Annotated in this window: 20 protein-coding genes; 13 read left to right on the forward strand and 7 right to left on the reverse strand. The window is 58.1% G+C overall.

What is annotated here, in order from left to right; all coding sequences use genetic code 11:
- Window positions 1-16: 16 nt before the first annotated feature.
- Both K325_RS0112385 and K325_RS0112390 read left to right on the forward strand, forming a co-directional pair.
- Window positions 17-1,192 carry an MFS transporter gene (locus tag K325_RS0112385; protein ID WP_029654588.1) on the forward strand — a complete coding sequence of 392 codons (1,176 nt, stop codon included), beginning with the start codon at window positions 17-19 and terminating at the stop codon, window positions 1,190-1,192.
- Window positions 1,193-1,226: 34 nt separating this feature from the next.
- Window positions 1,227-2,321 (forward strand): tRNA-queuosine alpha-mannosyltransferase domain-containing protein, encoded by a 1,095-nt coding sequence (locus K325_RS0112390; RefSeq protein WP_029654589.1) that lies wholly within the window; start codon window positions 1,227-1,229, stop codon window positions 2,319-2,321.
- On the opposite strand, the gene K325_RS0112395 is transcribed toward K325_RS0112390, so the two are convergent.
- On the reverse strand, window positions 2,315-2,719 hold the full coding sequence (locus K325_RS0112395; protein ID WP_029654590.1) for an acyl-CoA thioesterase: 405 nt from the start codon (window positions 2,717-2,719) through the stop codon (window positions 2,315-2,317). The two genes, K325_RS0112390 and K325_RS0112395, sit on opposite strands and share 7 nt — an antisense overlap.
- Window positions 2,720-2,915: 196 nt before the next feature.
- Between K325_RS0112395 and K325_RS0112400 the strand changes: the two genes are divergently transcribed.
- The 6 genes from K325_RS0112400 to K325_RS0112425 all read left to right on the forward strand — a co-directional run bounded on the left by K325_RS0112400 (window position 2,916) and on the right by K325_RS0112425 (window position 9,571).
- On the forward strand, window positions 2,916-3,962 hold the full coding sequence (locus tag K325_RS0112400) for a substrate-binding domain-containing protein (protein ID WP_029654591.1): 1,047 nt from the start codon (window positions 2,916-2,918) through the stop codon (window positions 3,960-3,962).
- Between the two features lie 158 nt (window positions 3,963-4,120).
- Entirely contained in the window at window positions 4,121-5,509 is a 1,389-nt protein-coding gene (pstC, locus tag K325_RS0112405; RefSeq protein ID WP_029654592.1) for a phosphate ABC transporter permease subunit PstC, read from the forward strand.
- Window positions 5,502-6,779, forward strand: a complete 1,278-nt coding sequence (gene pstA, locus K325_RS0112410; RefSeq protein WP_029654593.1) for a phosphate ABC transporter permease PstA — start codon at window positions 5,502-5,504, stop codon at window positions 6,777-6,779. Before pstC ends, pstA begins: the two co-directional genes overlap by 8 nt.
- Window positions 6,780-6,790: 11 nt before the next feature.
- Window positions 6,791-7,678, forward strand: a complete 888-nt coding sequence (gene pstB, locus K325_RS0112415; protein WP_029654594.1) for a phosphate ABC transporter ATP-binding protein PstB — start codon at window positions 6,791-6,793, stop codon at window positions 7,676-7,678.
- Between the two features lie 30 nt (window positions 7,679-7,708).
- Window positions 7,709-8,431 (forward strand): phosphate signaling complex protein PhoU, encoded by a 723-nt coding sequence (gene phoU, locus K325_RS0112420; protein ID WP_029654595.1) that lies wholly within the window; start codon window positions 7,709-7,711, stop codon window positions 8,429-8,431.
- Between the two features lie 102 nt (window positions 8,432-8,533).
- Window positions 8,534-9,571 (forward strand): CNNM domain-containing protein, encoded by a 1,038-nt coding sequence (locus K325_RS0112425; protein WP_029654596.1) that lies wholly within the window; start codon window positions 8,534-8,536, stop codon window positions 9,569-9,571.
- 14 nt (window positions 9,572-9,585) lie between these two features.
- Here the strand turns inward: K325_RS0112425 and K325_RS0112430 are convergent, their stop codons facing one another.
- The 5 genes from K325_RS0112430 to mnmH all read right to left on the reverse strand — a co-directional run bounded on the left by K325_RS0112430 (window position 9,586) and on the right by mnmH (window position 14,148).
- On the reverse strand, window positions 9,586-9,951 hold the full coding sequence (locus tag K325_RS0112430) for a histidine triad nucleotide-binding protein (protein WP_029654597.1): 366 nt from the start codon (window positions 9,949-9,951) through the stop codon (window positions 9,586-9,588).
- 41 nt (window positions 9,952-9,992) lie between these two features.
- On the reverse strand, window positions 9,993-11,288 hold the full coding sequence (locus tag K325_RS0112435) for an FAD-dependent monooxygenase (RefSeq protein WP_029654598.1): 1,296 nt from the start codon (window positions 11,286-11,288) through the stop codon (window positions 9,993-9,995).
- Between the two features lie 75 nt (window positions 11,289-11,363).
- On the reverse strand, window positions 11,364-11,915 hold the full coding sequence (locus K325_RS0112440; protein WP_029654599.1) for an aminoacyl-tRNA deacylase: 552 nt from the start codon (window positions 11,913-11,915) through the stop codon (window positions 11,364-11,366).
- A 161-nt stretch (window positions 11,916-12,076) separates the two neighbouring features.
- Window positions 12,077-12,910, reverse strand: coding sequence for a mechanosensitive ion channel family protein (locus tag K325_RS0112445; protein WP_029654600.1), 834 nt, complete (start codon window positions 12,908-12,910; stop codon window positions 12,077-12,079).
- 134 nt (window positions 12,911-13,044) lie between these two features.
- On the reverse strand, window positions 13,045-14,148 hold the full coding sequence (mnmH, locus tag K325_RS0112450) for a tRNA 2-selenouridine(34) synthase MnmH (RefSeq protein WP_029654601.1): 1,104 nt from the start codon (window positions 14,146-14,148) through the stop codon (window positions 13,045-13,047).
- 114 nt (window positions 14,149-14,262) lie between these two features.
- Here mnmH and K325_RS0112455 point away from each other — a divergent pair, with 114 nt between their 5' ends.
- On the forward strand, window positions 14,263-14,940 hold the full coding sequence (locus K325_RS0112455; RefSeq protein ID WP_029654602.1) for a class I SAM-dependent methyltransferase: 678 nt from the start codon (window positions 14,263-14,265) through the stop codon (window positions 14,938-14,940).
- A 441-nt stretch (window positions 14,941-15,381) separates the two neighbouring features.
- Here K325_RS0112455 and K325_RS0112465 read toward each other — a convergent pair whose 3' ends face one another.
- Window positions 15,382-15,777 carry a VanZ family protein gene (locus tag K325_RS0112465; protein ID WP_029654603.1) on the reverse strand — a complete coding sequence of 132 codons (396 nt, stop codon included), beginning with the start codon at window positions 15,775-15,777 and terminating at the stop codon, window positions 15,382-15,384.
- A 95-nt stretch (window positions 15,778-15,872) separates the two neighbouring features.
- On the opposite strand from K325_RS0112465, the gene cysZ reads away from it, so the two are divergent.
- The 4 genes from cysZ (at window position 15,873) to crcB (ending at window position 22,482) form a co-directional block, all read left to right on the forward strand.
- Window positions 15,873-16,622 (forward strand): sulfate transporter CysZ, encoded by a 750-nt coding sequence (gene cysZ / locus K325_RS0112470; protein WP_029654604.1) that lies wholly within the window; start codon window positions 15,873-15,875, stop codon window positions 16,620-16,622.
- Between the two features lie 18 nt (window positions 16,623-16,640).
- On the forward strand, window positions 16,641-19,502 hold the full coding sequence (gene rapA / locus K325_RS0112475; protein WP_029654605.1) for an RNA polymerase-associated protein RapA: 2,862 nt from the start codon (window positions 16,641-16,643) through the stop codon (window positions 19,500-19,502).
- A gap of 138 nt (window positions 19,503-19,640) precedes the next feature.
- Window positions 19,641-22,088, forward strand: a complete 2,448-nt coding sequence (locus K325_RS0112480; protein ID WP_029654606.1) for an acyl-CoA dehydrogenase — start codon at window positions 19,641-19,643, stop codon at window positions 22,086-22,088.
- Window positions 22,089-22,101: 13 nt separating this feature from the next.
- Window positions 22,102-22,482, forward strand: a complete 381-nt coding sequence (gene crcB / locus K325_RS0112485; protein WP_029654607.1) for a fluoride efflux transporter CrcB — start codon at window positions 22,102-22,104, stop codon at window positions 22,480-22,482.
- Window positions 22,483-22,708 lie beyond the last annotated feature (226 nt).

Consider the following 22,708-nt stretch of genomic DNA (forward strand, 5'->3'; position numbering starts at 1 on the left):
CCATAAAGGCACCCCTATGACCGGTTTCCTGCGGCGTTACCCTCTGCCAGTGATTGTGCTGGCCCAATTGTTTGGCACGTCCCTCTGGTTCAGCATCAATGGGGTTTGGTTGTCTCTGGCTGGAACGCTGGGCCTGGCGGAGTCGGACCTCGGGCGGCTGACGTTGTCGGTTCAGGCGGGCTTTATTGCAGGGACGCTGACCCTGGCGGTCACTGGCTTGGCTGACCGGTTTGGCGCCAGCAGGATTTTCCTGGTTTCCAGCGTTCTGGGTGCCCTGACTAATGCCGGTTTTGTTCTGGTGGCGGGCAACCCTCTGGTTGACAGCCTGTTTCGGTTTGGAACAGGACTGTGCCTCGCGGGCATCTACCCGCTTGGCATGAAGCTGGTGATTGCCTGGACACCGGCGTACGCCGGCGCGGCGCTGGCCTGGTTGGTGGGTATGCTGACCCTGGGTACCGCCCTGCCTCACCTCATGCGGGGCGTGACCCTGGGGATGCCTTGGGAGTGGCCGTTGCTGGCGGCCTCGGGGCTTGCCCTGGCGGGAGGGCTGTTGGTCTTCGGCTTGGGGGACGGGCCGCACCTCCCGGGAAGCCGTGGACGGCTGCCGCTCCGGCAAGGGCTGGCGGCTTTGCGTAGTCCCCGGTTTCGGGCTGTGGCGGGGGGCTATTTCGGGCACATGTGGGAACTGTACGCCTTCTGGACGCTGGTGCCGTTGCTGATCGGGCGTGAGTTGGCACGACTGGGGCTGTCCGATGGGCTGCTGCCCTGGCTTTCTTTTGCGGTGATCGGAATGGGGGCGGCGGGCTGCATCGGGGGCGGGTACCTCAGTCGCACCCGGGGCAGTGCGTGGGTGGCCCGGCTGGCGCTGGTTACCTCTGGGGCTCTCTGTTTTCTATACCCTTGGCTGAACGGACTGCCTGCTATCCTGTTGCTGGGCCTTCTGGTGATTTGGGGGGTGGCGGTGGTGGCCGATTCTCCCCAGTTTTCAGCTCTGGCGGCTGCGACGGCTCCAAAAGAGGCCGTTGGTTCGTCGTTGGCGGTGATGAATGCGGTTGGTTTCGGATTGACACTGCCGGCGATCTGGATGACCAGCGGGTTGTGGTCTGAGTGGGGGATCTGGGTGGTGATTCTGCTGTTGCCCGGGCCAGTGTTTGGGGTGTGGTCTTTGGCGCGGGCCAGGGTGTCGGCCTGATACAATCGCCTGCTTTAACCTTGGCGGGACCACCATGACGTTTCGAATTCTTCTGTTGTCTGCTTACGATGCGGCCAGTCACCGGCGCTGGCGCGATCAGTTGGTGACCATGTTCCCTGACTACCACTGGCACGCCCTGACCTTGGCGCCCCGTTTTTTTCAGTGGCGGATTCGTGGTAACCCGGTGAGCTGGCTGAATGAGCCCTGTCTCGCGCAAACCTGGGATCTGGTGATTGCCACCTCCATGGTGGATCTGGCCACCCTCCGGGGGCTTCATCCCCACCTGGCAAACACCCCCTGCCTGCTTTATATGCATGAAAATCAGTTTGCTTTTCCGGTGAGTGGCCGGCAGCAGGGGCGTGTGGAGCCGAAAATGGTGAACCTCTACAGCGCTCTGGCGGCGGATACCGTGGTGTTCAACAGCGCCTGGAACCGGGACAGTTTCTTGCGGGGGGTGGAGGGCTTTCTGAACCAGATGCCAGACGCTGTGCCCCGGGGGCTGGTGCAGCGCCTGAAAGACCGGGCCCGGGTGTTGCCGGTGCCGATTGAGGATCGGCTGTTTACTGAATCGCCCAGAACGATTGACCGGGAGTGTCCGCACCTGCTCTGGAATCATCGCTGGGAATACGACAAAGGCCCGGACCGTCTGTTCGCGTTTCTGGAACAACTGGAGCAGCGACAGTGCGCTTACCGGATCAGTATTGTCGGCGAAGGCTTTCGCGGTCGTCCTGAAGCATTTGACCGGATTCACCAGAGATTTGGCGATCGTATCCTGCGCTGGGGGTTTCTGGACAATCGGGCAGATTATGATCGGCTGCTTGGTACAGCCGACATTGTGGTCTCAACAGCGCTCCACGATTTTCAGGGGCTGGCGATGCTCGAAGCCATGGCCGCGGGTTGCCTGCCCCTGGCGCCGGACCGGCTGGCCTACCGGGAGTACGTCCCGTCTGCCTGTCGGTACGCAAGCCTGGAGTCAGACGTCATGGCTGAAGCGCATGCCGCGGCCGAACGGTTGCAGCAGTTGTTGCGGCAACCGCCGGAGTTGCAGGTGCCGCATGACTGGCGAGCTTCAGAGCTCTGCCCGAAGTATCAGGCGCTGATTGAGGCGCTTGCTGCGCCGGATCAGTGATTCTGCTCCGGCACTTCGCGGATGCGACCGTGCTCGTCAATGGCTACGTATACGAAGAGGCCTTCGGTGACTTTGCGCGGGGTTTTGGAGGCGCGGTCCAGGGTCCAGACTTCAACGCTGATTTTCATGGAGCTGCGCCCGATGTCGACCAGCTCGCAGTAGCAGCCGACCTGAGAACCGACCCGCAATGGTGAGAGAAACTCCATCCGGTCCATGGCGACCGTGGCATTGCGGCCTTGTGAAATGCGCCCGGCCATGGTTGCCGCGGCTATGTCCATCTGTTTGACCAGCCAGCCAGCAAAGACATCGCCGTTGGCGTTGGTGTCTGAGGGCAGAGGGACTACCTGCAGCATCATCTCGCCGCGGGGGGAAGGTTTGTCATCGTCGTACGCAGTCATCAGGGTCGCCTGTAGAGAAACTTGTGAATTGTTTTCCGTGCATGGTAACTGGCTGGCGGTGGTCTGCAAGAAAATTTGAACGATGACAGCTGTATTTCAGAATCTGTCATAAATCTGTCATGGAATCTCCATAGGATGCACTCATCGGTCAAGCAGATACCCACATAACGTCCACCGATACTGGAGACATAACGTGATGAAATTGAAAGCTGCAATCGCTTCTGTTGCCCTGGCGGGCAGCATTGCCGCCGTGTCCACTCCGGCCATGGCTCGTGATACCGTCAACATCGTTGGTTCTTCCACGGTTTATCCGTTCGCCACCGTGGTTGCCGAGCGTTTCGGTCGTAACACAGACTTCCCGACTCCGAAGCTTGAATCTACTGGCTCTGGCGGTGGTCTGAAGCTGTTCTGCGCAGGTATCGGTACCCAGCATCCGGACATCACAAACGCATCCCGTCGCATGAAGAAGAGCGAATTCGAGATGTGTCAGAGCAATGGCGTTAAAGACATTGTTGAAGTCAAGATTGGCGCTGACGGCATTGTCATCGCAAACTCCAAAGACGCCGGAAAAATGGATCTGAGCCTGAAGCAGGTGTTCCTGGCTCTGGCGAAAGAAGTTCCTGATCCCAAGGGTGGCGACAAGCTGGTTGCCAACCCGTACGAGAAGTGGAGCGACATTGACTCCAAACTGCCGGCCACTGAAATCAACGTGATGGGTCCCCCTCCGACCTCCGGCACCCGTGATGCGTTTGTTGAAATCGCGATGGAAGGTGGCTGTAAGACCTTCGATTTCATCAAGGCCATGGACAAGAAGGAAATGAAGAGCGTCTGTCACAGCATGCGTGAAGATGGCCCGTTCGTTGAAGCCGGTGAAAACGATAACCTGATCGTTCAGCGTCTGGCTCAGGACAAGGACACTCTGGGTATCTTCGGATACAGCTTCCTGATGGAAAACAGCAGCCAGATCCAGGCGGCCACCATCAACGGTGTTGAGCCGACTCCGGAAACCATCGCTGATGAAGACTACCCGGTAGCCCGCTCTCTGTTCTTCTACATCAAGAATGCACACGTAGGTGTGGTTCCTGGTATCAAGGAATACGCTGAAGAGTTCACCAGCGAAGGTGCCTGGGGCGATAACGGATACCTGGTCGACGTTGGCCTGATTCCGAACCCGCGTAAAACCCGCATGGACGTTGCCAAGAACGTGCGTAAGCTCAAGCCGATGACTGGCAACGAGCTGTAAGCAGTCTGGGTGGTCAGGGATGACGATAAAGAACGCGGGCCCGGACGGTTCCGCGTTCTTTTGTTACGGCCCGATGAATAAAGCAGCCGCTAAACTGGCACAATAATAAAAACGTTGAGCTGGCTTTAACTCAACATTCACACGATACAGAGAACGTTATGCAAACGGCCAATCTGTTACCTCTGGTTCTGGTGATCGCCATGGTCGCCTATGCGCTGGCCTACATGAGGTCGCGCTCGGTAGCGGCACCGCTTGGCGGTATCCGGAACCTGAAAGCCTTGCCTTTTTACTATGCCGCCCGCGCGGCGTTGTGGTGTGCCATTCCCGCTCTGATCATTCTGGGTGCCTGGGCCGGTTTTGAAGGCAAGGTCATTCAGAATATGGTGATTTCCTCGCTGCCTTCTGAGTCGGTGCCGCAGACGCCGGGCGAGGCAAGCCTGGTTCTGTCCCAGATCAGCAATGTGGCGGCGGGCAAACTGGACCCGAATTTTGTACCTGCCGAGATAGTCGGCGCTGCCGATCTGCTTGGTCAGTTGCGTGCCCAGAGCAGCCAGTTCAAGACCACACTGGTTCTGTTGATTGCACTGCTGGGCGGCACCTTTGCCTGGACTCGGGTGAAGCCTCATATCAATGCACGTGAGAACGTTGAACGAACCCTGCGCTGGATCTTCTTCGTGTGTGCGGCCGTGGCGATTCTGACCACGGTTGGTATTGTCTTCTCCGTAATTTTTGAAACGGTCCGGTTCTTCGGCAAAGTGCCGATTACTGAGTTCCTTTTTGGAACCTCCTGGAGCCCGCAAACCGCTCTTCGGGCTGACCAGGTGGGGGCCGATGGCGCCTTCGGGATTATTCCGCTGTTTACCGGCACGTTGCTCATTTCATTCATTGCGCTGGCGGTGTCGGTGCCGGTCGGGCTGCTGTCGGCGGTGTATCTGTCCGAGTATGCCACCAAACCCATGCGGGCGACGCTCAAACCCATGCTGGAAATGCTGGCCGGTGTTCCGACGGTCGTTTACGGCTTTTTCGCGGCGCTGACCGTGGCGCCGTTTATCCGGGATCTGGCTGAGGGCATTGGCCTGGAGGCGTCTTCACAAAGTGCGCTGGCGGCAGGTCTGGTGATGGGGATTATGATCATTCCGTTTGTGTCGTCCTTGTCGGACGACGTCATCAACGCCGTTCCCCAGAACCTGCGTGACGGGTCTCTGGCGTTGGGGGCAACCCAGTCTGAGACCATGAAAAACGTGATCTTCCCGGCAGCCTTGCCCGGCATTATGGGTGGGATTCTGCTGGCGGCATCCCGCGCCATTGGTGAAACCATGATCGTGGTCATGGCGGCAGGACTGGCAGCGCACCTCACCGCGAACCCGCTGGATTCGGTGACGACGGTGACGGTTCAGATCGTTACTCTGCTGACCGGAGACCAGGAGTTCGACAGTGCCAAGACCCTGGCCGCATTTGCATTGGGCATGATGCTCTTTATCGTTACGCTGCTGCTTAACGTGGTCGCCCTGAAGATCGTTCGCAAGTATAGGGAACAGTATGACTGATCAACGTTCACAGGCGGAGATTGTCCGTCAGTCCCTGAAAAAGCGTTACCGCAAGGAAAAACGATTCCGGTTTTATGGCATTGCGGCGATTGCGGTGGCTCTGATGTCGCTGGTGATCCTGTTCACCGACATCATCGGCAAGGGGTATACCGGTTTCATCAAGACCACCATAACCCTGGAAGTGCCGCTGGATGGCGAGGCCATGTATCTGGACGATCCAACGGACAAGGATCAGGTGTCCATGGCCGATTTCCAGGCTCCGGTGCTTGCAGCGCTGCAGCAGTATTTCCCTGAAGTCACTGAGCGGGCAGACCAGCGGGAACTGAGCCGTCTGGTTGGCAGCTACGCCAGTAATCAGGTGCGAGACCTGCTGGAAGGCAATCCGCAGCTGCTGGGGACCACCCAGACCATGGAGTTCCTGGTACACGACACGGTGTCGGTTTACGTCAAGCACGCGGATAACCCGGCGTACAGCATTCGTTTGACTGAACAGCAACAAGCCTGGGTAGACGAGCTGGTCGGGAAAGGCGTGGTTGAGACCAGCTTCAACGACGTGTTCTTTAGTCGGGGCGATTCCCGGGAGCCATCGAATGCCGGTATTCTCGGCGCGATCATTGGTTCTGTGCTCACCATGGTGGTGACGCTGGTGATTGCGTTCCCGGTCGGCGTGGCGGCGGCGGTTTATCTGGAAGAGTTCGCCCCCCAGAACAAGTTCACCGATTTTATTGAGGTGAACATCAACAACCTGGCGGCGGTCCCGTCCATCATCTTTGGTCTGCTGGGCCTGGCCGTCTTTATCGGGCTGTTTGGCATGCCCCGTTCGGTACCGGTGGTCGGAGGGCTTGTGCTGGCGCTGATGACCTTGCCGACGATCATCATTTCCAGCCGGGCTGCGATCAAGAGTGTGCCTCCGTCAATCCGTGAGGCGGCGGAAGGCATCGGCGCGTCCAAGATGCAGGTGGTGTTGCACCATGTAGTGCCGCTGGCGATGCCGGGCATGATGACCGGGTCCATCATCGGTATGGCTCAGGCGCTGGGTGAGACCGCTCCGCTTCTGCTGATTGGCATGGTTGCGTTCATCGTTGAGGTTCCGGATGGATTCTTCAGCTCCGCGACGGTGCTTCCGGTACAGATTTATTTGTGGGCCAGCAGTGCCGAGCAGGGCTTTGTGGAACTAGCCTCTGCCGGAATCATGATCCTGCTGACCTTTATGATTACCATGAATGCATTGGCCATCTGGCTTCGTAAACGACTTGAGCGCCGGTGGTAAGGAGAACAGTTATGAACACTCTGAATACGACGGTAAGTAATGAAGCCGGACTGCAGAACGCTGCGGTCACACCGGCAAAGGAAGAACGGCCGGCAGAAACGGTGATTGAAGAAGGACAGACGGTTGGAACACCGTTTTCAGACGATCCGAAATTCCGGCTGCGTAACGTCGAGGTTTTCTACGGTGCGGACCGAGCCATCAAGAACATCAGTCTGGACATTGCCCGGAACGAGGTAATTGCCTTTATCGGGCCGTCTGGTTGCGGTAAGTCTACCTTTTTGCGGTGTCTGAACCGGATGAATGACAGCATCGATATCTGCCGGGTCAAGGGAGCACTGCACCTTGATGATCAGGATATCTACGATCCGAAACGGGATGTGGTGGAACTCCGTGCCCGGGTCGGGATGGTCTTCCAGAAGCCGAACCCGTTCCCCAAGTCGATCTACGACAACGTGGCCTATGGCCCTCGCATTCACGGCCTGGCCAATCGCAAGTCGGATCTGGATGATATTGTGGAGAACAGCCTGCGCAAAGCCGGTCTGTGGAACGAGGTGAAGGATCGCCTGGACGCCACGGCGACCGGGATGTCGGGTGGTCAGCAGCAGCGTTTGTGCATCGCCCGTGCGATTGCCGTCAGCCCGGAAGTGGTGTTGATGGATGAGCCCTGTTCTGCCCTTGACCCGATTGCCACTGCCAAGGTGGAAGAGCTGATTGCGGAGTTGTCCGCAAGCTACACCATTGTGATTGTGACCCACTCCATGCAGCAGGCAGCCCGGGTGTCGCATCGTACCGCGTACTTCCATCTTGGACATCTGGTGGAAGTGAACGATACGGACAAAGTATTCACCTCTCCGGAACATGAGTTGACGGAGTCGTACATAACCGGCCGGTTCGGTTAATTGGCGTTCGGGATAACGGAGACAGACAGTATGCCTAACCAAAAGGACGACGTTTACGGAGATCACATCTCTCACAAGTTCAACGACGAACTGATGGAGCTGAAAACCCAGTTCCTGAAAATGGGGGGAATGGTCGAGACTCAGGTGGAGCGAGCGGTAGAAGCTCTGGTGGACAGCGATGGTCATCTAGCCGAGGAAGTGCGCGCCAATGACAAGAAAGTCGACAAGATGGAAGTTGACCTTGATGAAGAAGCGATTTTGATCATTGCCCGCCGCCAGCCGACGGCGCGGGATCTGCGGCTGGTCATTTCGGTCATCAAGATGGTGGCCGACCTGGAGCGGGTTGGTGACGAAGCCAAGAAAATTGCCAAGATGGCCATCAAGCTGATGGAAGAAGGGCAGGCCCCCCGGGGTTACGTTGAAATCAGACACATCGGTAACCACGTGCTGAGCATGCTGCATGATTCGCTGGATGCGTTTGCCCGCCTGGATTCTGAGCAGGCGCTGAGAATCATGAAAGAAGATAAGCGCGTGGATGAGGAATACCAGGCCGCAGCCCGCACCCTGTTGACGTTCATGATGGAAGATACCCGCAATATCTCCCGCTGCATGTCTGTCATGTGGGTGCTTCGTGCCCTGGAGAGGGTTGGTGATCACGCCTGTAACATCGCCGAGAACGTGATCTTCATGGTCAAGGGCGAAGATGTTCGCCATACCCCGATGGAGGAAGCGGAACGGGTGGTCAGCCGCTGATTGTCCGCTTTCGGAAATTGCTACTGTTCGCCGCAGTTTCCGATATTGTCCCTGCCGTTAGTTGCGCTATGATGGCAGGGACAAATCCATTTCTGAGGCCCTATGATTCTCCTTATCGCATTCGCGATTCTTTCCATTGGCTTTTCGTTTCTGTGTTCAATTCTGGAAGCGGCCCTGCTTTCCATCACGCCAAGCTATATCGCGTCCCTGAAAAATGACCAGCCGAAACTGTTTGTCCAGCTGCGCAAACTCAAGGACGACATTGATGATCCGTTGTCTGCGATTCTGACGCTCAATACCGTCGCCCATACCGTGGGTGCAACCGGAGTTGGTGCTCAGGTGGCGGTGGTGTTCGGTGAAGCCTGGCTCGGGGCCGCGTCGGCTGCGATGACCCTCGCTATTCTGATCCTGTCGGAGATCATTCCGAAGACCATTGGTGCCAAGTACTGGCGCGGGATTGCGCCGGTGTTGCCATCGATCCTGGGGTTCATGGTCAAGGTGCTGTTGCCGTTTGTTTGGCTTTCAAAACAAGTGACACGGCGGATTGCGCAGGGCGAGGGCGATACGGATATCCGGGCAGAGATCAGTGCACTGGTCGAAATCGGCCGGGATCAGCAGGCTCTGGACGAAGAGGAGCGACGGATCATCCATAACGTACTCCGGTTTCACGAAATCAAGGTCAGTTCCGTGATGACCCCCCGGACGGTCTGCAAGTTCATCGGTCCCGAGACTACGGTGACGGAGTTCCGCGACAAAGTAATGAAATCGCCGTTTTCCCGTTACCCGATGATTGATGAGGAAGGTGAGACGCTGGGCTATATGCACCGATCAGACTTGATCAGCATGTCTGAGGATGAGGCGCTGAAAAACCGGCTGCGCCAGATCAAGCGGGTGAAAGCCAACACCAACATTGAATTTCTGTTCTCGGAAATGCTGAGGGAACGGCAACACATTGCGGTGGTCTATGATGAGCTGGGCACCTGGCTTGGTGTGGTGACTCTGGAAGATATTCTCGAAACCCTGCTGGGCACCGAAATCATGGATGAAACCGATAATGTCTCCAACCTGCGCCGCTATGCCAAGCAACGCTGGAGTCGCCGGCTGAAGCGGGCCGGGCAGGAAGCGTCAAGGCAGCCCTGAGGCTGCCTCCGGCCTCAGGCCTGTTTCATTTTATCTGTATACGGCGGCCAGCCCAGGGGTTTGCCGGCAAGCAAATGCAGATGAATGTGGAACACGGTCTGGCCTGAGTTCTCACCGCAGTTCATCACAACCCGGTAACCATCGTCGGCGAAGCCCATGTCTTTGGCGATTCTGGCGGCGACCCAGTACAGGTGGCCAAACAGCTCCCGGTCTTCCTCTTCGATATCATTGATGGTGGCAATGGCTTTCTTCGGGATGATCAGCAGGTGCACCGGCGCCTGTGGGTTGATGTCACGGAAGGCGAGGCTGATGTCGTCCTCATACACGATGTCGGCGGGAATTTCCCGGTTGATGATCTTGGTGAAAATGGTTTCAGACATACAAGGGCTCCTGTGTCTCGGGTGAATGAGCGTGTCCGCTACTATAAGCTACCCAGACCGGGCAGGCGATTCACGATGTGTTGAATCGGGGCGGGCAGCTGATCCTCCAGCCCCATGGCGTAGCGTGCGACCTGATTTCGTGCAAAGGGCAGTGCCCGCGCTGCGCCGAGCCCCAGAGTCCGGGCCAGGTGCACGGGTGGGATAGCATTGCTGAACAAGTGATAGAACACATCCATGGCCAGCATCATACGCTGATTGGCTGGCCGCCGGTGCTTTTCATAGCGTTTGAGCCACGGTTCACTGGCAAGGTCGTCTCCGCTGCGCTGCGCTTCTTTCAAAAGGCCTTGCAGGCATTGGGCATCCTGGAATCCAAGGTTGACGCCCTGACCGGCCAGAGGGTTGATGGTGTGCGCGGCATCGCCCACCAGCACAACCCGGTCCTGATAGTAGTGTCTGGCGTGTTGCCGGGCGATGGGGAAGCTGGCTTTGGCGTCAATGTGAGTCAGTTCGGGCAGCCGCTCGGGGAAGTGGCGCTGGATCTCTGCCTTCAGTTCGGTATCGGTCATGGCTTTGAGGGCGGCAAGCCGCGCGGGATGGTCGTACCACACCAAAGAGCCCCAGCTCTCACCGGGAAAGGTGTCGCCGGCGCTGTGAAGCGGGAGGAACGCTCTGGGGCCGGTCGGATAGAAACCCTGCCAGGTAATATCCTCAACGGGCCCCCGATATCGGACTGAGATCACCATGGCCTGCTGTTCGTACTGATCCCGGGTCACGCCGATGCCGGCCAGATCCCGGACTCTGGACAGGGCGCCGTCGGCGCCAACGATGAGTTGCCCCTGTAACTCGGTGCCATCATCCAGAGTGATATTCGCACAGTCTGGTTGCCGGGACAGCCCCTGTACGCTGTGTCCGGTCAGCAGGGTGACCTCGGGAAGGGCTTCCGCAGACTGCCAAAGGGCGAGCTGGGTTATGCGGTTTTCGACAATGTGGCCCAGATGCGGAGCGCTCAGGTTACCCGCATCAAATTCAACTTCCGTCAGGCTGTGAGGGAACAGGCGAGCCCAGGGTCCGGGTGTGTTGTCCCAGGCCGCCAGGCGACGATAGGGGGTGGCTCGCATGGTGAGCATCCGGGGCCAGGCGCCAAGCTGGGTCAGGTAGCGCTCACTGCCAGCGCTGAGGGCCGATACCCGGATGTCCGGGGTTGCGTCAGCCTGAAAGGGAGCGGGGCTTACCCGGTCGATCAGTGCAACCCGGAGGCCCTGCTGGCCCAGTCCGGTGGCGAGTGCGGCACCGACCATTCCGGCGCCGACAATAATGATATCAAAGGTTTGAGTCATATCCGGTTCCTGTCTGCTGGCCTCAGTTTACGCGATGCGAGCCAGCAGACAAGCGACCAGGGTCAATCCGGGCGATCAATAACCGGCATGGGTTGAGGTTTCCTCGCGGTTACCGGTGTTGCAGGGGCGTCGCACCAGCCAGGCGGGTTTTCGGGCACCGGGCCGTGTGAACCCCTGGTTAATGACCATGGGTTGCACCAGAGACAGAAAATCCCGGGTTTTCATGTGTATGGATTCGGTGTGGCTGCCCGCGGCAAAGGCCAGTTCCGGTTGCTCGGTCAGGGATTCCGCGCAATAGACGGTCATGCCAAAAAGGTGGCCGAAGGGCGGCATGGCGCCGACCTCGCAGTCTGGGAACCGATCCTGAAAGGCCTGCTCATCGGCAAGGTCAACAAAGTCGGTGTCCAGAATCTTGCTCAATCGATCCCAGCGTATGCGCCAGGTGGCTGGCATGACCAGCATAGCCATCTTGCCATCAAGTTCAATAATGACGGTTTTGACGACCCGATCACCGGCAATCCTGACGTGATGGGCTAATTCCTGGGCGGTAAAGGCGGGGGGATGGGAGAGGCACATGTACTCGACACCTGCCTCATCAAGAAAGGTTTTCAGCTGCTTCGCCGGCATGTTCACAACCTCCTGACAGCCTCGACAGTGTTGTGGAGCCATTCGCCTTTCCCGGGTCGGGCCCCAGTAACAGGCGGGGTTTTCACCCCGCCTTGTCGTCAGCTTAGACCAGGATAGGCACTTTGCGAGTAACCGGTTGTTTCCTTGTGAAACGGTTCTGGTCAGTCAGCCTTGTACATGTGCACGTCCCGCTGCGGGAACGGAATCGAAATGCCCTCTGCGTCGAATGCTTTTTTCACGCGCTCCTGCATATCCCAGTAGAAAGGCCAGAGATCGGCGCCTTTGGTCCAGGCCCGGACGGTGAGGTCAACGGAGCTTTCACCGAGGCCGCCAACCACCACCAGAGGTTCCGGATCTTTCATGGCGCGTTCATCTTCTTCAATCAGACGCTTGCAGATCGCCTTGGCCTTATCGATATCGTCACTGTAACCGATACCAAACGTCATATCGCAACGGCGAGTGTCGTAGGAGCTGAGGTTGGTCAGACTGGCGTTGGAAAGCTGGCCATTGGGGATGACGATCCGGCGGTTATCGAAGGTATCAACGATGGTGTAGAGAATGGAAATCTCACGAACCGAGCCCAGGAAACCCTGTGCGTCAATCACATCACCCACCTTGAACGGTTTGAAGATGAGGATCAGTACGCCCCCGGCAAAGTTGGCCAGGCTGCCCTGAAGGGCCAGGCCGACGGCCAGGCCGGCAGCACCGATGATGGCAACGAATGAGGTGGTGGCGATGCCCACCATGGAGGCAACTGACACCAGCAGCAGAATCTTCAGGATGGCGCTGATCAGGCCGCAGAGAAACTTGTTCAGCGTGGGGTCTTTTTTGCCCAGACGGTTATCCAGCACGTTCACAAAACGATTGATCAGCCAGAGGCCGATAATCAGAGTGATGATGGCCAGCAGGACTTTCGGGGCGTAAGCCATGACCAGAGCGATGGCCTGGTCGGCCCACGCAGAGGCCTGGCCGTTGGCACCAAATAAATCTTCCATTGAAGAGGCTCCTTTTTTCATTAATTTTTTTTGAGGTTAGTTCTTATCGACAAATGGCGTGGTTCAGCGGGATTTGTCTGGTTTCACTATATACCAGACAAGTCGGTATACAGCATTATCGGACCTATGCGTATTTACGACGGAAAAGAGGCCCGGGCCCACGATGTAATGGTCTCTGGCCCGCCTCTTACCAGAATGTCGCCCTGTTTCTGGCTGAGCTGATAATCGTACATTGGGTCGTAGTAGTCGGTCAGCAGGGATTCGATCCAGAGATGATGTCCTTCCAGAGAGCCTGTGGCGGCCTGCTGCTCCAGTGCCTCCAGCATCAGGTGCCGGAGTTTCTGGTATCGGTCGCCGCCAAGGCGTTTCCGGATCCGGTCGATGGCGCTGAGCAGGTAGTCCCGGAAATTCAGCCAGCCGGCCTCTTCTCCATCCCGGGCGGTGTAGCTGGCGAGCATATCCTCAACATAATCGGATCGGATGATGGCCACGCGCTCCACCATGTCCTGCTCAAGAATCAGCAGAGGCGAGGCCGACATTCGGTTTCTGAGCGTTTCTGGCAGCGCGCAGCGGCCTATCAGGCGGCTTTCATCTTCCAGATAGAGCGGGCCGCCGACCTGGTGGTGGGCCTTGAGCATGGCCACCGCCAGCCGGTTTTCGAAGTCGATCTGGGTAGGCTGTGGGGTAACCTGGCGCCCGAAACTGGACCCCCGGTGGTTCGCCAGGCCTTCCAGGTCAACCGGGTTGGGTAGCTGCATCAGGACCCGGGTTTTGCCCGTGCCCGTGCGGCCACTGAGGACCCGGAACTGGCCGGATTCGATCTGAGCCTCAAGGGTGTCGATCAGAAAGCGGCGCAGCGCCTTGTACCCACCCTTAACCAGCGGGTAATCAAGGCCGGAGTCTTTGATCCACTGCTGGGTGAGATGGGATCTCAGTCCGCCCCGGAAACAGTAAAGATAGCCTTCGGGGTGGCGGGCGATAAAGCGTTTCCAGGCTTCAAGGCGCTGGGCCTTGATGTCGCCAGAGACCAGTTGGTGCCCGAGTTCGATGGCTTTGTCCTGGCCTTTTTCTTTGTAGCAAACACCCACCCGATGACGTTCCTCGTCATACATCAGCGGTGCGTTCTCTGCCGACGGAAAGCTGCCTTTGGCAAACTCTACCGGTGCCCGCACATCCATCAGAGGGACGTCGTTCAGGAACAGGCTGAGGTAGTCGTCGGTGTCGGGTCGCGTGGCCATACTTACGGATCACTGTTGCTCGGAATGAGGCGGCAGTATACCGAACCGTCGATATCCCGGCATCCCGGACACGGGTACAATCCGGTTTGTTTCAGCACAGGTAAAGGAAAGAGCATGACCCCAGAGAAGCTTGACCGGCATCTTCAGCAGACCCTGAGTCGGGGGCGGGTGGCGGTGTCGGCCCCGGCAGGATGCCCGGAATTGGCGTTGTATCTGTTTGATCCGGAGGTGCTGGAAGGACCGCTGAGCCATGAGGAAGCCCAGGCGGTGGTGGCAGAACCTGCCTACTGGTCTTTCTGTTGGGCCAGCGGCCAGGTATTGGCACGCTGGATTTTACAGAATCCCGGTTTGGTGGCCGGTAAAACTGTGTTGGACTTTGGTTCGGGGTCTGGTGTGGTGGCCGTGGCCTCCGCCATGGCCGGTGCCGCCCGGTCCATTGCCTGTGACATTGATCCGGCGGCTCTGGATGCCGCCGCCGCCAATGCCCGCCTCAACGGGGTTGATGTTGACCTCTGTGATGACTGGGGAAACCGCCCGGAGGAACTGGACCTGATTACGGCGGCGGATGTCCTTTATGATCCGGAGAACCGGCCACTACTGAGCGCTTTTGAAAGCGCGGCACCTCAGGTGTTGCTGGCAGATTCCAGAGTAAAGGATCTGGGAGCGCCCGGTTACATCCGGCAGGCGGTCGTGGAAGCGAGGACCTGGCCCGATCTGAACGAATTCGAGGAGTTCAACCAAGTGAGGTTGTATCTGGCGAGCCATCCCGGGGCTGGAAAAAACAAAGGGTAGCCAAAAGGCTACCCTTAACAGGTACTGAATCACCGTCCTGGCAATTCAGATTCGGAACAGGTTGGCGCGTCCATGCGCGATGGGCAACCGCCATGTTGCCTGTCCTTGCTTCCATTCCCTGGTGCCGGCGTCCTAGCCGGCTATCCGATTCGTTATCCCTTAAGCGAGGCGTCCCTGTATCCCTGCCTCTCCCCGCAATCCCTGCAGGGGTGCGTCCGATGCGTCGTCCTTTTCCCTGTCATCCTTGACGATAATCATAGTACCAAGACCGGCTTTACAAACATGTGACCTGTGCCCTTTGGGATTGGCATTGACAGATGAAGAGGTTGGAAAATCTATAATAATCATTGCGTTGAGTTAATTTTCCGAGGTGAGATCACTGACTGCGCACGGCTTTTCACAGCCAGTTCTTACAAGTTTGTAGGAAATATCTCACGCAGGTTAGGGGGATTTTCTCAAGCCTGGCTGCTGAGCCAGGCGGAGGCCAGGCCAGGGCAGCAGTCCAAGGCCGATGCCGGCAGCGTCGGCGGCGAGGTCGGCGATTGAGAAATCCCGGTAAGGCAGGTTCGCCTGCACCGCTTCCAGAGCCAGCCCGAAGCCCAGCAAGGCCGGGGCGTACCAGAATACGGAGAGCCTTGGCCAGGCCAGCCGGGTGACCAGAGTGAGCTCAAGGAAGGCGATCAGGTGATTGATCTTGTCGTTGGGCGATGCCGGTATCGGGTAGCTGCTGCTGGTCGTGGCCAGATACAGAATGGCTGCGATGGAGGAAAACAGAACCGCTTGCCAGAGCCGGTGCATGGTCAGAAGCGTGATGATAATGGACCGGATGCGTAACATAGTGATATCCGAGACTCCTCGCGGGCTGTGGGATCGATCCCGACATGATATGCTTTGCGCCCCGTTATTGTCATGGCAGCGGAGGATCTCCAGTAATGCTCAAGGGTAACTTTTTTCGTGGACTGGGCTATCTGGGGGAAGGCTTCGGGCTGATTCGCCAGCCGGGTCTCCGTTTGTTTGTTGTCATTCCACTGATTATCAACGTTCTGCTGTTCGGGTTGCTGTTCTATTTCCTGGCGGAACTGTTCACGGGCCTGATCGCCGCTGCGATGGCCTGGTTGCCTGACTGGGCCTGGCTGCAAGCGCTGGACTGGTTGTTCTGGCTGCTTTACGGCGTTGTGATTCTGCTGATGCTTGCGTACGGCTTCGTGATTATTGCCAACCTGATAGGCTCTCCTTTTTACGGATACCTTGCGGAACTGACCGAGAAACAGCTCACCGGTCAGGAAGTGTCGACCGAGGACAGCTGGTCGGCCATTGTCAGGGATATTCCCCGTTCACTCTGGCGTGAAGTTCAGAAAATCGCCTATTACCTGCCCAGAGCCCTTGGATTGTTCATTATTGGCCTGATTCCTGTGGTCAATCTGGTTGCCGCTGTTCTGTGGTTCCTGTTCAACAGCTGGATGATGGCCCTGCAGTATGTGGACTATCCGGCGGATAATCATAAAGTCAGTTTCCCCGCGTTGCGTCAGCGGCTGGCCGACACCCGTTTGTCGGCGCTGGGCTTCGGTTTGCCGGTTGCCCTGGCCGCCATGGTGCCTGTGCTTAACCTGTTTGTCGTACCCGCGGCGGTCTGCGGCGCGACGGCTTATTGGGTTCGGGAAAGCAATTCAAACACTCAGTAATCAGTCTCTGGAGGTTTCTTGGAAACATCGGAATTTGTCATCGGCCAGCGTTGGGTCAGCCACAGCGATACTGCCCTGGGGCTAGGGATCGTGACGGATATCTCGGGGCGCAGGGTCACCCTCGGGTTTCCGGCAGCCGATGAGGAGCGCACCTACGCCATTGATAATGCGCCTCTGTCTCGAATTGTCTATCAGCAGGGTGAGGAAATAGAAACCTTTGAGGGCGAACGCTACACCGTGCGTGCGGTAGAGACGATTGATGGCGTTCTGATGTACCACGCCGATGACGGCGAAAATATCCAACCGATTTCCGAAGTAAAACTCGCAGGTTCCGTCAACTTCTCTGCACCGCATCAGCGCCTGTTCGCCGGGCAGTTTGATCGAAATGGCGCATTCCGGTTGCGGGTTGCGACCCTTCAGCACATGGACCGTTTGCGGGCATCCCCGGCTCAGGGCCTGATTGGGGCTCGCACCCAGCATTTGCCGCACCAGCTGTACATCGCCCACGAGGTGGCTCGTCGCCACGCGCCGAGGGTACTGCTGGCGGATGAAGTGGGGCTGGGGAAAACCATCGAAGCGGGCCTGATTCTGCATTATCAGCTACAGACGGGCCGGGCACGGCGAGCGCTGATTGTGGTGCCTGATTCGCTGATTCATCAGTGGCTGGTTGAGATGCTGCGGCGCTTCAATCTGCGTTTCTCCATTGTTGATCAGGCCCGTTACGACGACCTCAAGGCCGAAGAAGACGACGTTGATGCGCTGGTGAATCACATCTTCGGAGACGACGACGCGGTCAATCCTTTTGAGGCGGACCAGCTGGTGCTGTGCAGCCTGGACTTTCTGGTGCGCAGTGAGAAAGCCCGTAAAGACGCCTTTGCTGCAGGCTGGGATCTTATGGTGGTGGACGAAGCGCATCATCTGGCGTGGTCACCGGAGCAGGCCAGCCCGGAATACGAGGTGGTTGAGCGGTTATCAGAAGCAAGTCAGGGTTTGCTGTTGCTGACGGCCACCCCGGAACAGATCGGGTTGGCCAGCCATTTCGCCAGGCTGCGTCTGCTGGACCCGGCGCGGTTCCATGATCTGGAAGCCTTCCGGCAGGAAGAGCAACAGTACGAAGTGATCAATCAGGTCGTTCGGCGTTTGCAGCAGTCGCCAGAGACACTTTCGCCGGAAGACCAGGAGGCTCTGGCTGGCTGGCTCGGTGATGAACTGCCCGAGTTGCTGGGCCGGGACGACGCTCATCAGGCTGTGATCGATGCGTTGCTGGACCGCCATGGCACGGGGCGGGTTCTGTTTCGCAATACCCGGGCGGCCATTCAGGGCTTTCCGGCACGACAGCCATTGCCGGAGCCGCTGCCCTGTCCGGCCCTGTACGATACGGAGCGCCATGGTCTGGCGGGGCTGGCGCCGGAGCAGTCGGTGCCGGAAGAGCGTTGGCTGGCGGAAGACCCCCGGGTGGCCTGGCTGGAGAAAAAACTGGCCGGCCTGCGCCCCGCCAAGGTTGTCGTGATCTGCGCTCACGCCAGCACCGCCATGGCTCTGGAACATTATCTGCAGCTGAGGGCCGGAATCCGCAGCGCAGCGTTTCATGAGCATCTTAGCCTGATTGAACGGGATCGGGCCGCGGCGTATTTCGCAGACAGCGAACAGGGGGCTCAGGCGCTGATCTGTTCGGAAATCGGTAGTGAAGGGCGTAACTTCCAGTTTGCTCATCATCTGGTGTTGTTTGACCTGCCGGCGAACCCGGATTTGCTGGAACAGCGTATTGGCCGGCTGGATCGGATTGGCCAGACAGACGCTATCCGAATCCACATTCCGTATCTGCAGGGCACCAGCCAGGAAGTGCAGTACCGCTGGTTCCAGGAGGGTCTGAATGCCTTTGCCGAGAGTTGTGCCGTTGGGGTTGCTGTGCAGGAGCATGTGCACGGGGAGTGGCAGCTTGCTCTGGACGGTGATGGCAGCCGGATGGAGCCTCTGGTGGCGGCCACTGCCGCTGAGACCGCCCGGCTCAAGGAAATGCTGCATAACGGGCGCGATGCCCTGATTGAGTTGAATTCCTGTCGTACTGAGGAAGCCAGCGCTCTGATTGCAGACATCGAGGCGGAGGAGAACGCTGCCGGGGTGCGGGATTATATGCTCCAGGCCTTCGATATTCTGGGAGTAGACCTCGAAGACCACAGTGAGCATGCGGATATTCTCAAACCCGGCGAGCAGTTTCAGGCCGGTATGGTTGCAGAGTTGCCTGAAGATGGTTTGACGGTGACCTGGGATCGGCAGCAAGCGCTGCAACGTGAAGACATGGCCTTTATGAGCTGGGAACATCCGGTGGTGACCGGCGTGATGGATTCAGTGACCAGTGCCGGGTTGGGTAAGGCTGCACTGGCGAACCTTTCGGTGAAAGCCCTGCCACCTGGCACGCTGTTGCTGGAAGCGGTCTTTGCCGTTCATTGTCCGGCACCGGAGACCCTGCAACTGACCCGTTACCTGCCGGTGTCTCCGCTGCGACTGGTGGTGGATGTAAATGGCCGGGATCTGTCCAAAGCCCTTCCCCATGAGCGCTTGAACGAGCTCTGCTCGAACATACGGCGGCGGACGGCCCAGGCCATTGTGCCGAAGATTCGCGCGGAAGTGGAAACCATGGTGGATCATGCTGAGCGACTGGCTGATCCGCACCTGGCATCGCTGCGGGAGCGTGCTCTGGACCGGGTCGAGGAAGGGTTTGGGCCGGAGATTCGCCGGCTGGAAGCGTTGCGAAAGGTGAACCCGGCGATCCGGGATCAGGAAGTCGATTTCCTTCGTGATCAGCTGGCGTCGGCCCGGAGCTCGTTGGAGCATGCCTCCCTCGCGCTGGAGGGAATCCGTGTCATCGTCACATCTTAGTGACGCTAACCGCCTGAACACAGGCTGTTATCTGGCAGACAGGCATCTGTTAGGGTAAGTTGAACGTAACGAAGTGTAGTCAAAGGCCTCCGGTGAGAACCGGAGACTCCAATCCATGGAAGACAGAGAGATCCTGAGATGACTTTGATTCTGTTTCTGGTTGCCCTCGCAGGCTTGCTGTATGTGATGCGCCGTGAGTCCGGTGCCAAATCTGCGATCGGTGTAATGGTGGTGGTGGGCGTGCTCTCCCTGTTCCTGGCATCGGGCTGGCTGGCGTTTGTTTTGCTGGCCGGCGCTGCGGTTACAGCCATGGCGGGGCTTCCGCAGTTCCGCCAGAGCTGGCTGACTCCCCGTGTTTTCGCCATGTTCAAGAAAGTGGCGCCCCGGGTGTCAGACACAGAGAAGGTGGCGCTGGAAGCGGGTACCGTTGGCTGGGACGGCGAACTGTTTACAGGTCGTCCGGATTGGCACAACCTGCTGATCAATCGCCACACCGGGCTGAGTGAGGAAGAGCAGGCGTTTGTAGACAATCAGTGCACCCAGGCCATTTCCATGTGCAACGCCTGGGATCTGGCCGTCGAACGTGCCGATTTGCCCAGCGAACTCTGGGATTTCCTGAAGAAGGAAAAATTCTTCGGCATGATTATCCCGAAAGAGTATGGCGGGCTGGGGTTCTCCGCCAAGGCCCAGACCGCGGTACTGCAGAAGCTCGCCGGCAACGAAATGCTGATGGTCACTGTTGGCGTACCCAACTCCCTTGGCCCGGGTGAGTTGTTGGTGAAATACGGTACGGAAGAGCAGAAAAAGCACTATTTGCCGAGGCTGGCCGATGGCCGGGAAATTCCCTGCTTTGGTCTGACCGGCCCGCGAGCGGGGTCCGATGCGACCTCATTGCCGGATACCGGCATCGTCTGTAAACAGGACGTGGATGGTAAAGAAGTGCTGGGTATCCGGCTGAACTTCGAAAAACGCTGGATTACCCTTGCACCTGTGGCCACGGTGGTGGGGCTGGCCTTCCGGATGTTTGATCCGGATGGCTTGCTGGGCGACACCAAAGATTACGGGATAACCTGTGCGCTGATTCCCCGGGACACCGACGGCATGGAGATTGGTCGCCGGCACTGTCCCATCGGCTCTCCCTTTATGAACGGGCCGATCAAGGGCAAGGATGTTTTTATCCCTCTGGATTACATCATCGGTGGTCAGGAAATGGCGGGGCAGGGCTGGCGGATGCTCGTTGAGTGTCTGTCGGTGGGTCGCTGCATCACGTTGCCCTCTGGTGCCGCTGGTGCTGCGGCTTATGCCGTTGGCACGGCAGGAGGCTTTACCCGTATTCGCCGGCAGTTCAATACCCCGGTGGCGGAAATGGAAGGGGTTCAGGCTCCGCTGGCCAGGATTGCGGCCAAAACCTATATTGCTCAGGCGGCGGTTAATCACACGGCCAACATGATCGACCGGGGTGAGAAACCTGCGGTACCGTCGGCCATTCTGAAGTACCACCTGACCGAGTTCCAGCGGGAGATTCTGACCGACGCCATGGATGTACACGGTGGCAAGACTGTCACACTTGGCCCCCGCAATTACCTTGGTATCGGCTACAGCGGTGCCGCTGTGTCTATCACGGTGGAAGGGGCTAACATCATGACCCGCAGCCTGATGATCTTTGGCCAGGGGGCGATTCGTTGTCATCCCTATGTGCTGAAAGAGCTGGCAGCCAAAGATAACGACGACCTCAACGCGTTTGATGAAGCCTTTTTCGGCCATGCCGGCCTTATCTTCGGGAATGCGGCCAGAGCCTTTACGCAGGCTTTGGGGCTGGGGAAAGCAGACGTGCCGTTCGACAGTGCATCCCGCCGGTATGCCCAGGCGCTGGCCCGATTCAGTTCAGCGTTCGGCCTGTGCGCTGATGCGGCCATGACAACGCTGGGTGGTGAGCTGAAAATGCGCGAGCTGATCTCGGCGCGTTTGGGTGACATGCTGGCGAATCTGTATCTGGCGTCCATGGTGCTCAAGAACTGGCATGAGACCCAACCGGTGGACGGCGAAAAAGAGTTGATGCAATACAGTCTGGCTTTCTTGCTGAACCGGACAGAGCGTGCACTTGACGAGTTCCTCCAGAACTTGCCGAATCGCCCGGTCGCGGCGGCATTGCGGGTGATTACTCTGCCGCTGGGATGCCGCTGGGATGCTCCTCACGATGATCTTGCTCGTACGCTGGCGCGTTCGATCACCACCGATACACCGGTTCGTCACAAACTGATGGCCGGGGCCTGGACCACGGAGGAAGACGGTGGCGCAGAGAATCCGGTGGCCCGATACAATGAGTTGCTGAAGGACTACGATAAGGCTGAGCAGCTGTATCGAAAAGCAACCAAAGCGTATGCGAAGGGCGAGCTGCCGATAACGGCGCTGCATCCCGAAGAGCGTTTTGACGCTGCTCTGGAGGCGGGGGTGTTCAGCAAGGAAGAGGCTGACTTCATGCGCCAGTACGAAGCGGTGGTACTGGAAATGCTCACGGTGGATGACTTCCCGTTCGATGCATTTGCCCGTAACCGGGAAACGTTGATTGATCACAACCCGGCCTGAGGTGCCGGGTAGTATGTGGTTATCGGTTCTTGCCGTCAGTGTTGGCGCCGTGATCGGCGCCAACCTTCGCTGGGCGTTGGGGCTCTGGCTGAACGCCAGCTATCACGCAATCCCCTGGGGAACGCTTCTGGCGAATCTCAGTGGTGGCTGGCTGGTTGGTCTGTTGATGGGCTTCTTCACTCACAGCAGTGCGCTGTCGCCGGAATGGCGGCTGTTTGCCATTACCGGGCTGTGTGGCGCCCTGACCACCTTTTCGACTTTTTCCCTGGAAATGTTTGCCGCCCTGCAGGAGGGCAAATGGAGCGTAGCCGTGCTGGGTATTCTGGCTCACGTGGTGGGCTCGATCCTGATGACGGCGCTGGGTTTCGTGACGTTTTCGATGGTTCGTGGCTAGGGGGTTCCCTGGCATCGGAATCCGTGGGTATCAGTACCTATACAAATTATTGAAATTACGCTTGGCAAGGCCGGTGTTCCAGAGTAGAGTGGACGCGTAGGAAAGAATCAGCAAAGCAGTTCATGAATAAGACGTACCTCAGAAGTTAGCAGTGACCGTCCTGTTTTTGATCCCGCGAGTTCTGTTTTTCCGTAACCCGCTGACCAGCGCTCAAAAAGAGTGCGGC

Origin of the sequence: Marinobacter daepoensis DSM 16072, assembly GCF_000421165.1 — a bacterium.
GTDB classification, from domain to species: Bacteria; Pseudomonadota; Gammaproteobacteria; order Pseudomonadales; family Oleiphilaceae; genus Marinobacter; species Marinobacter daepoensis.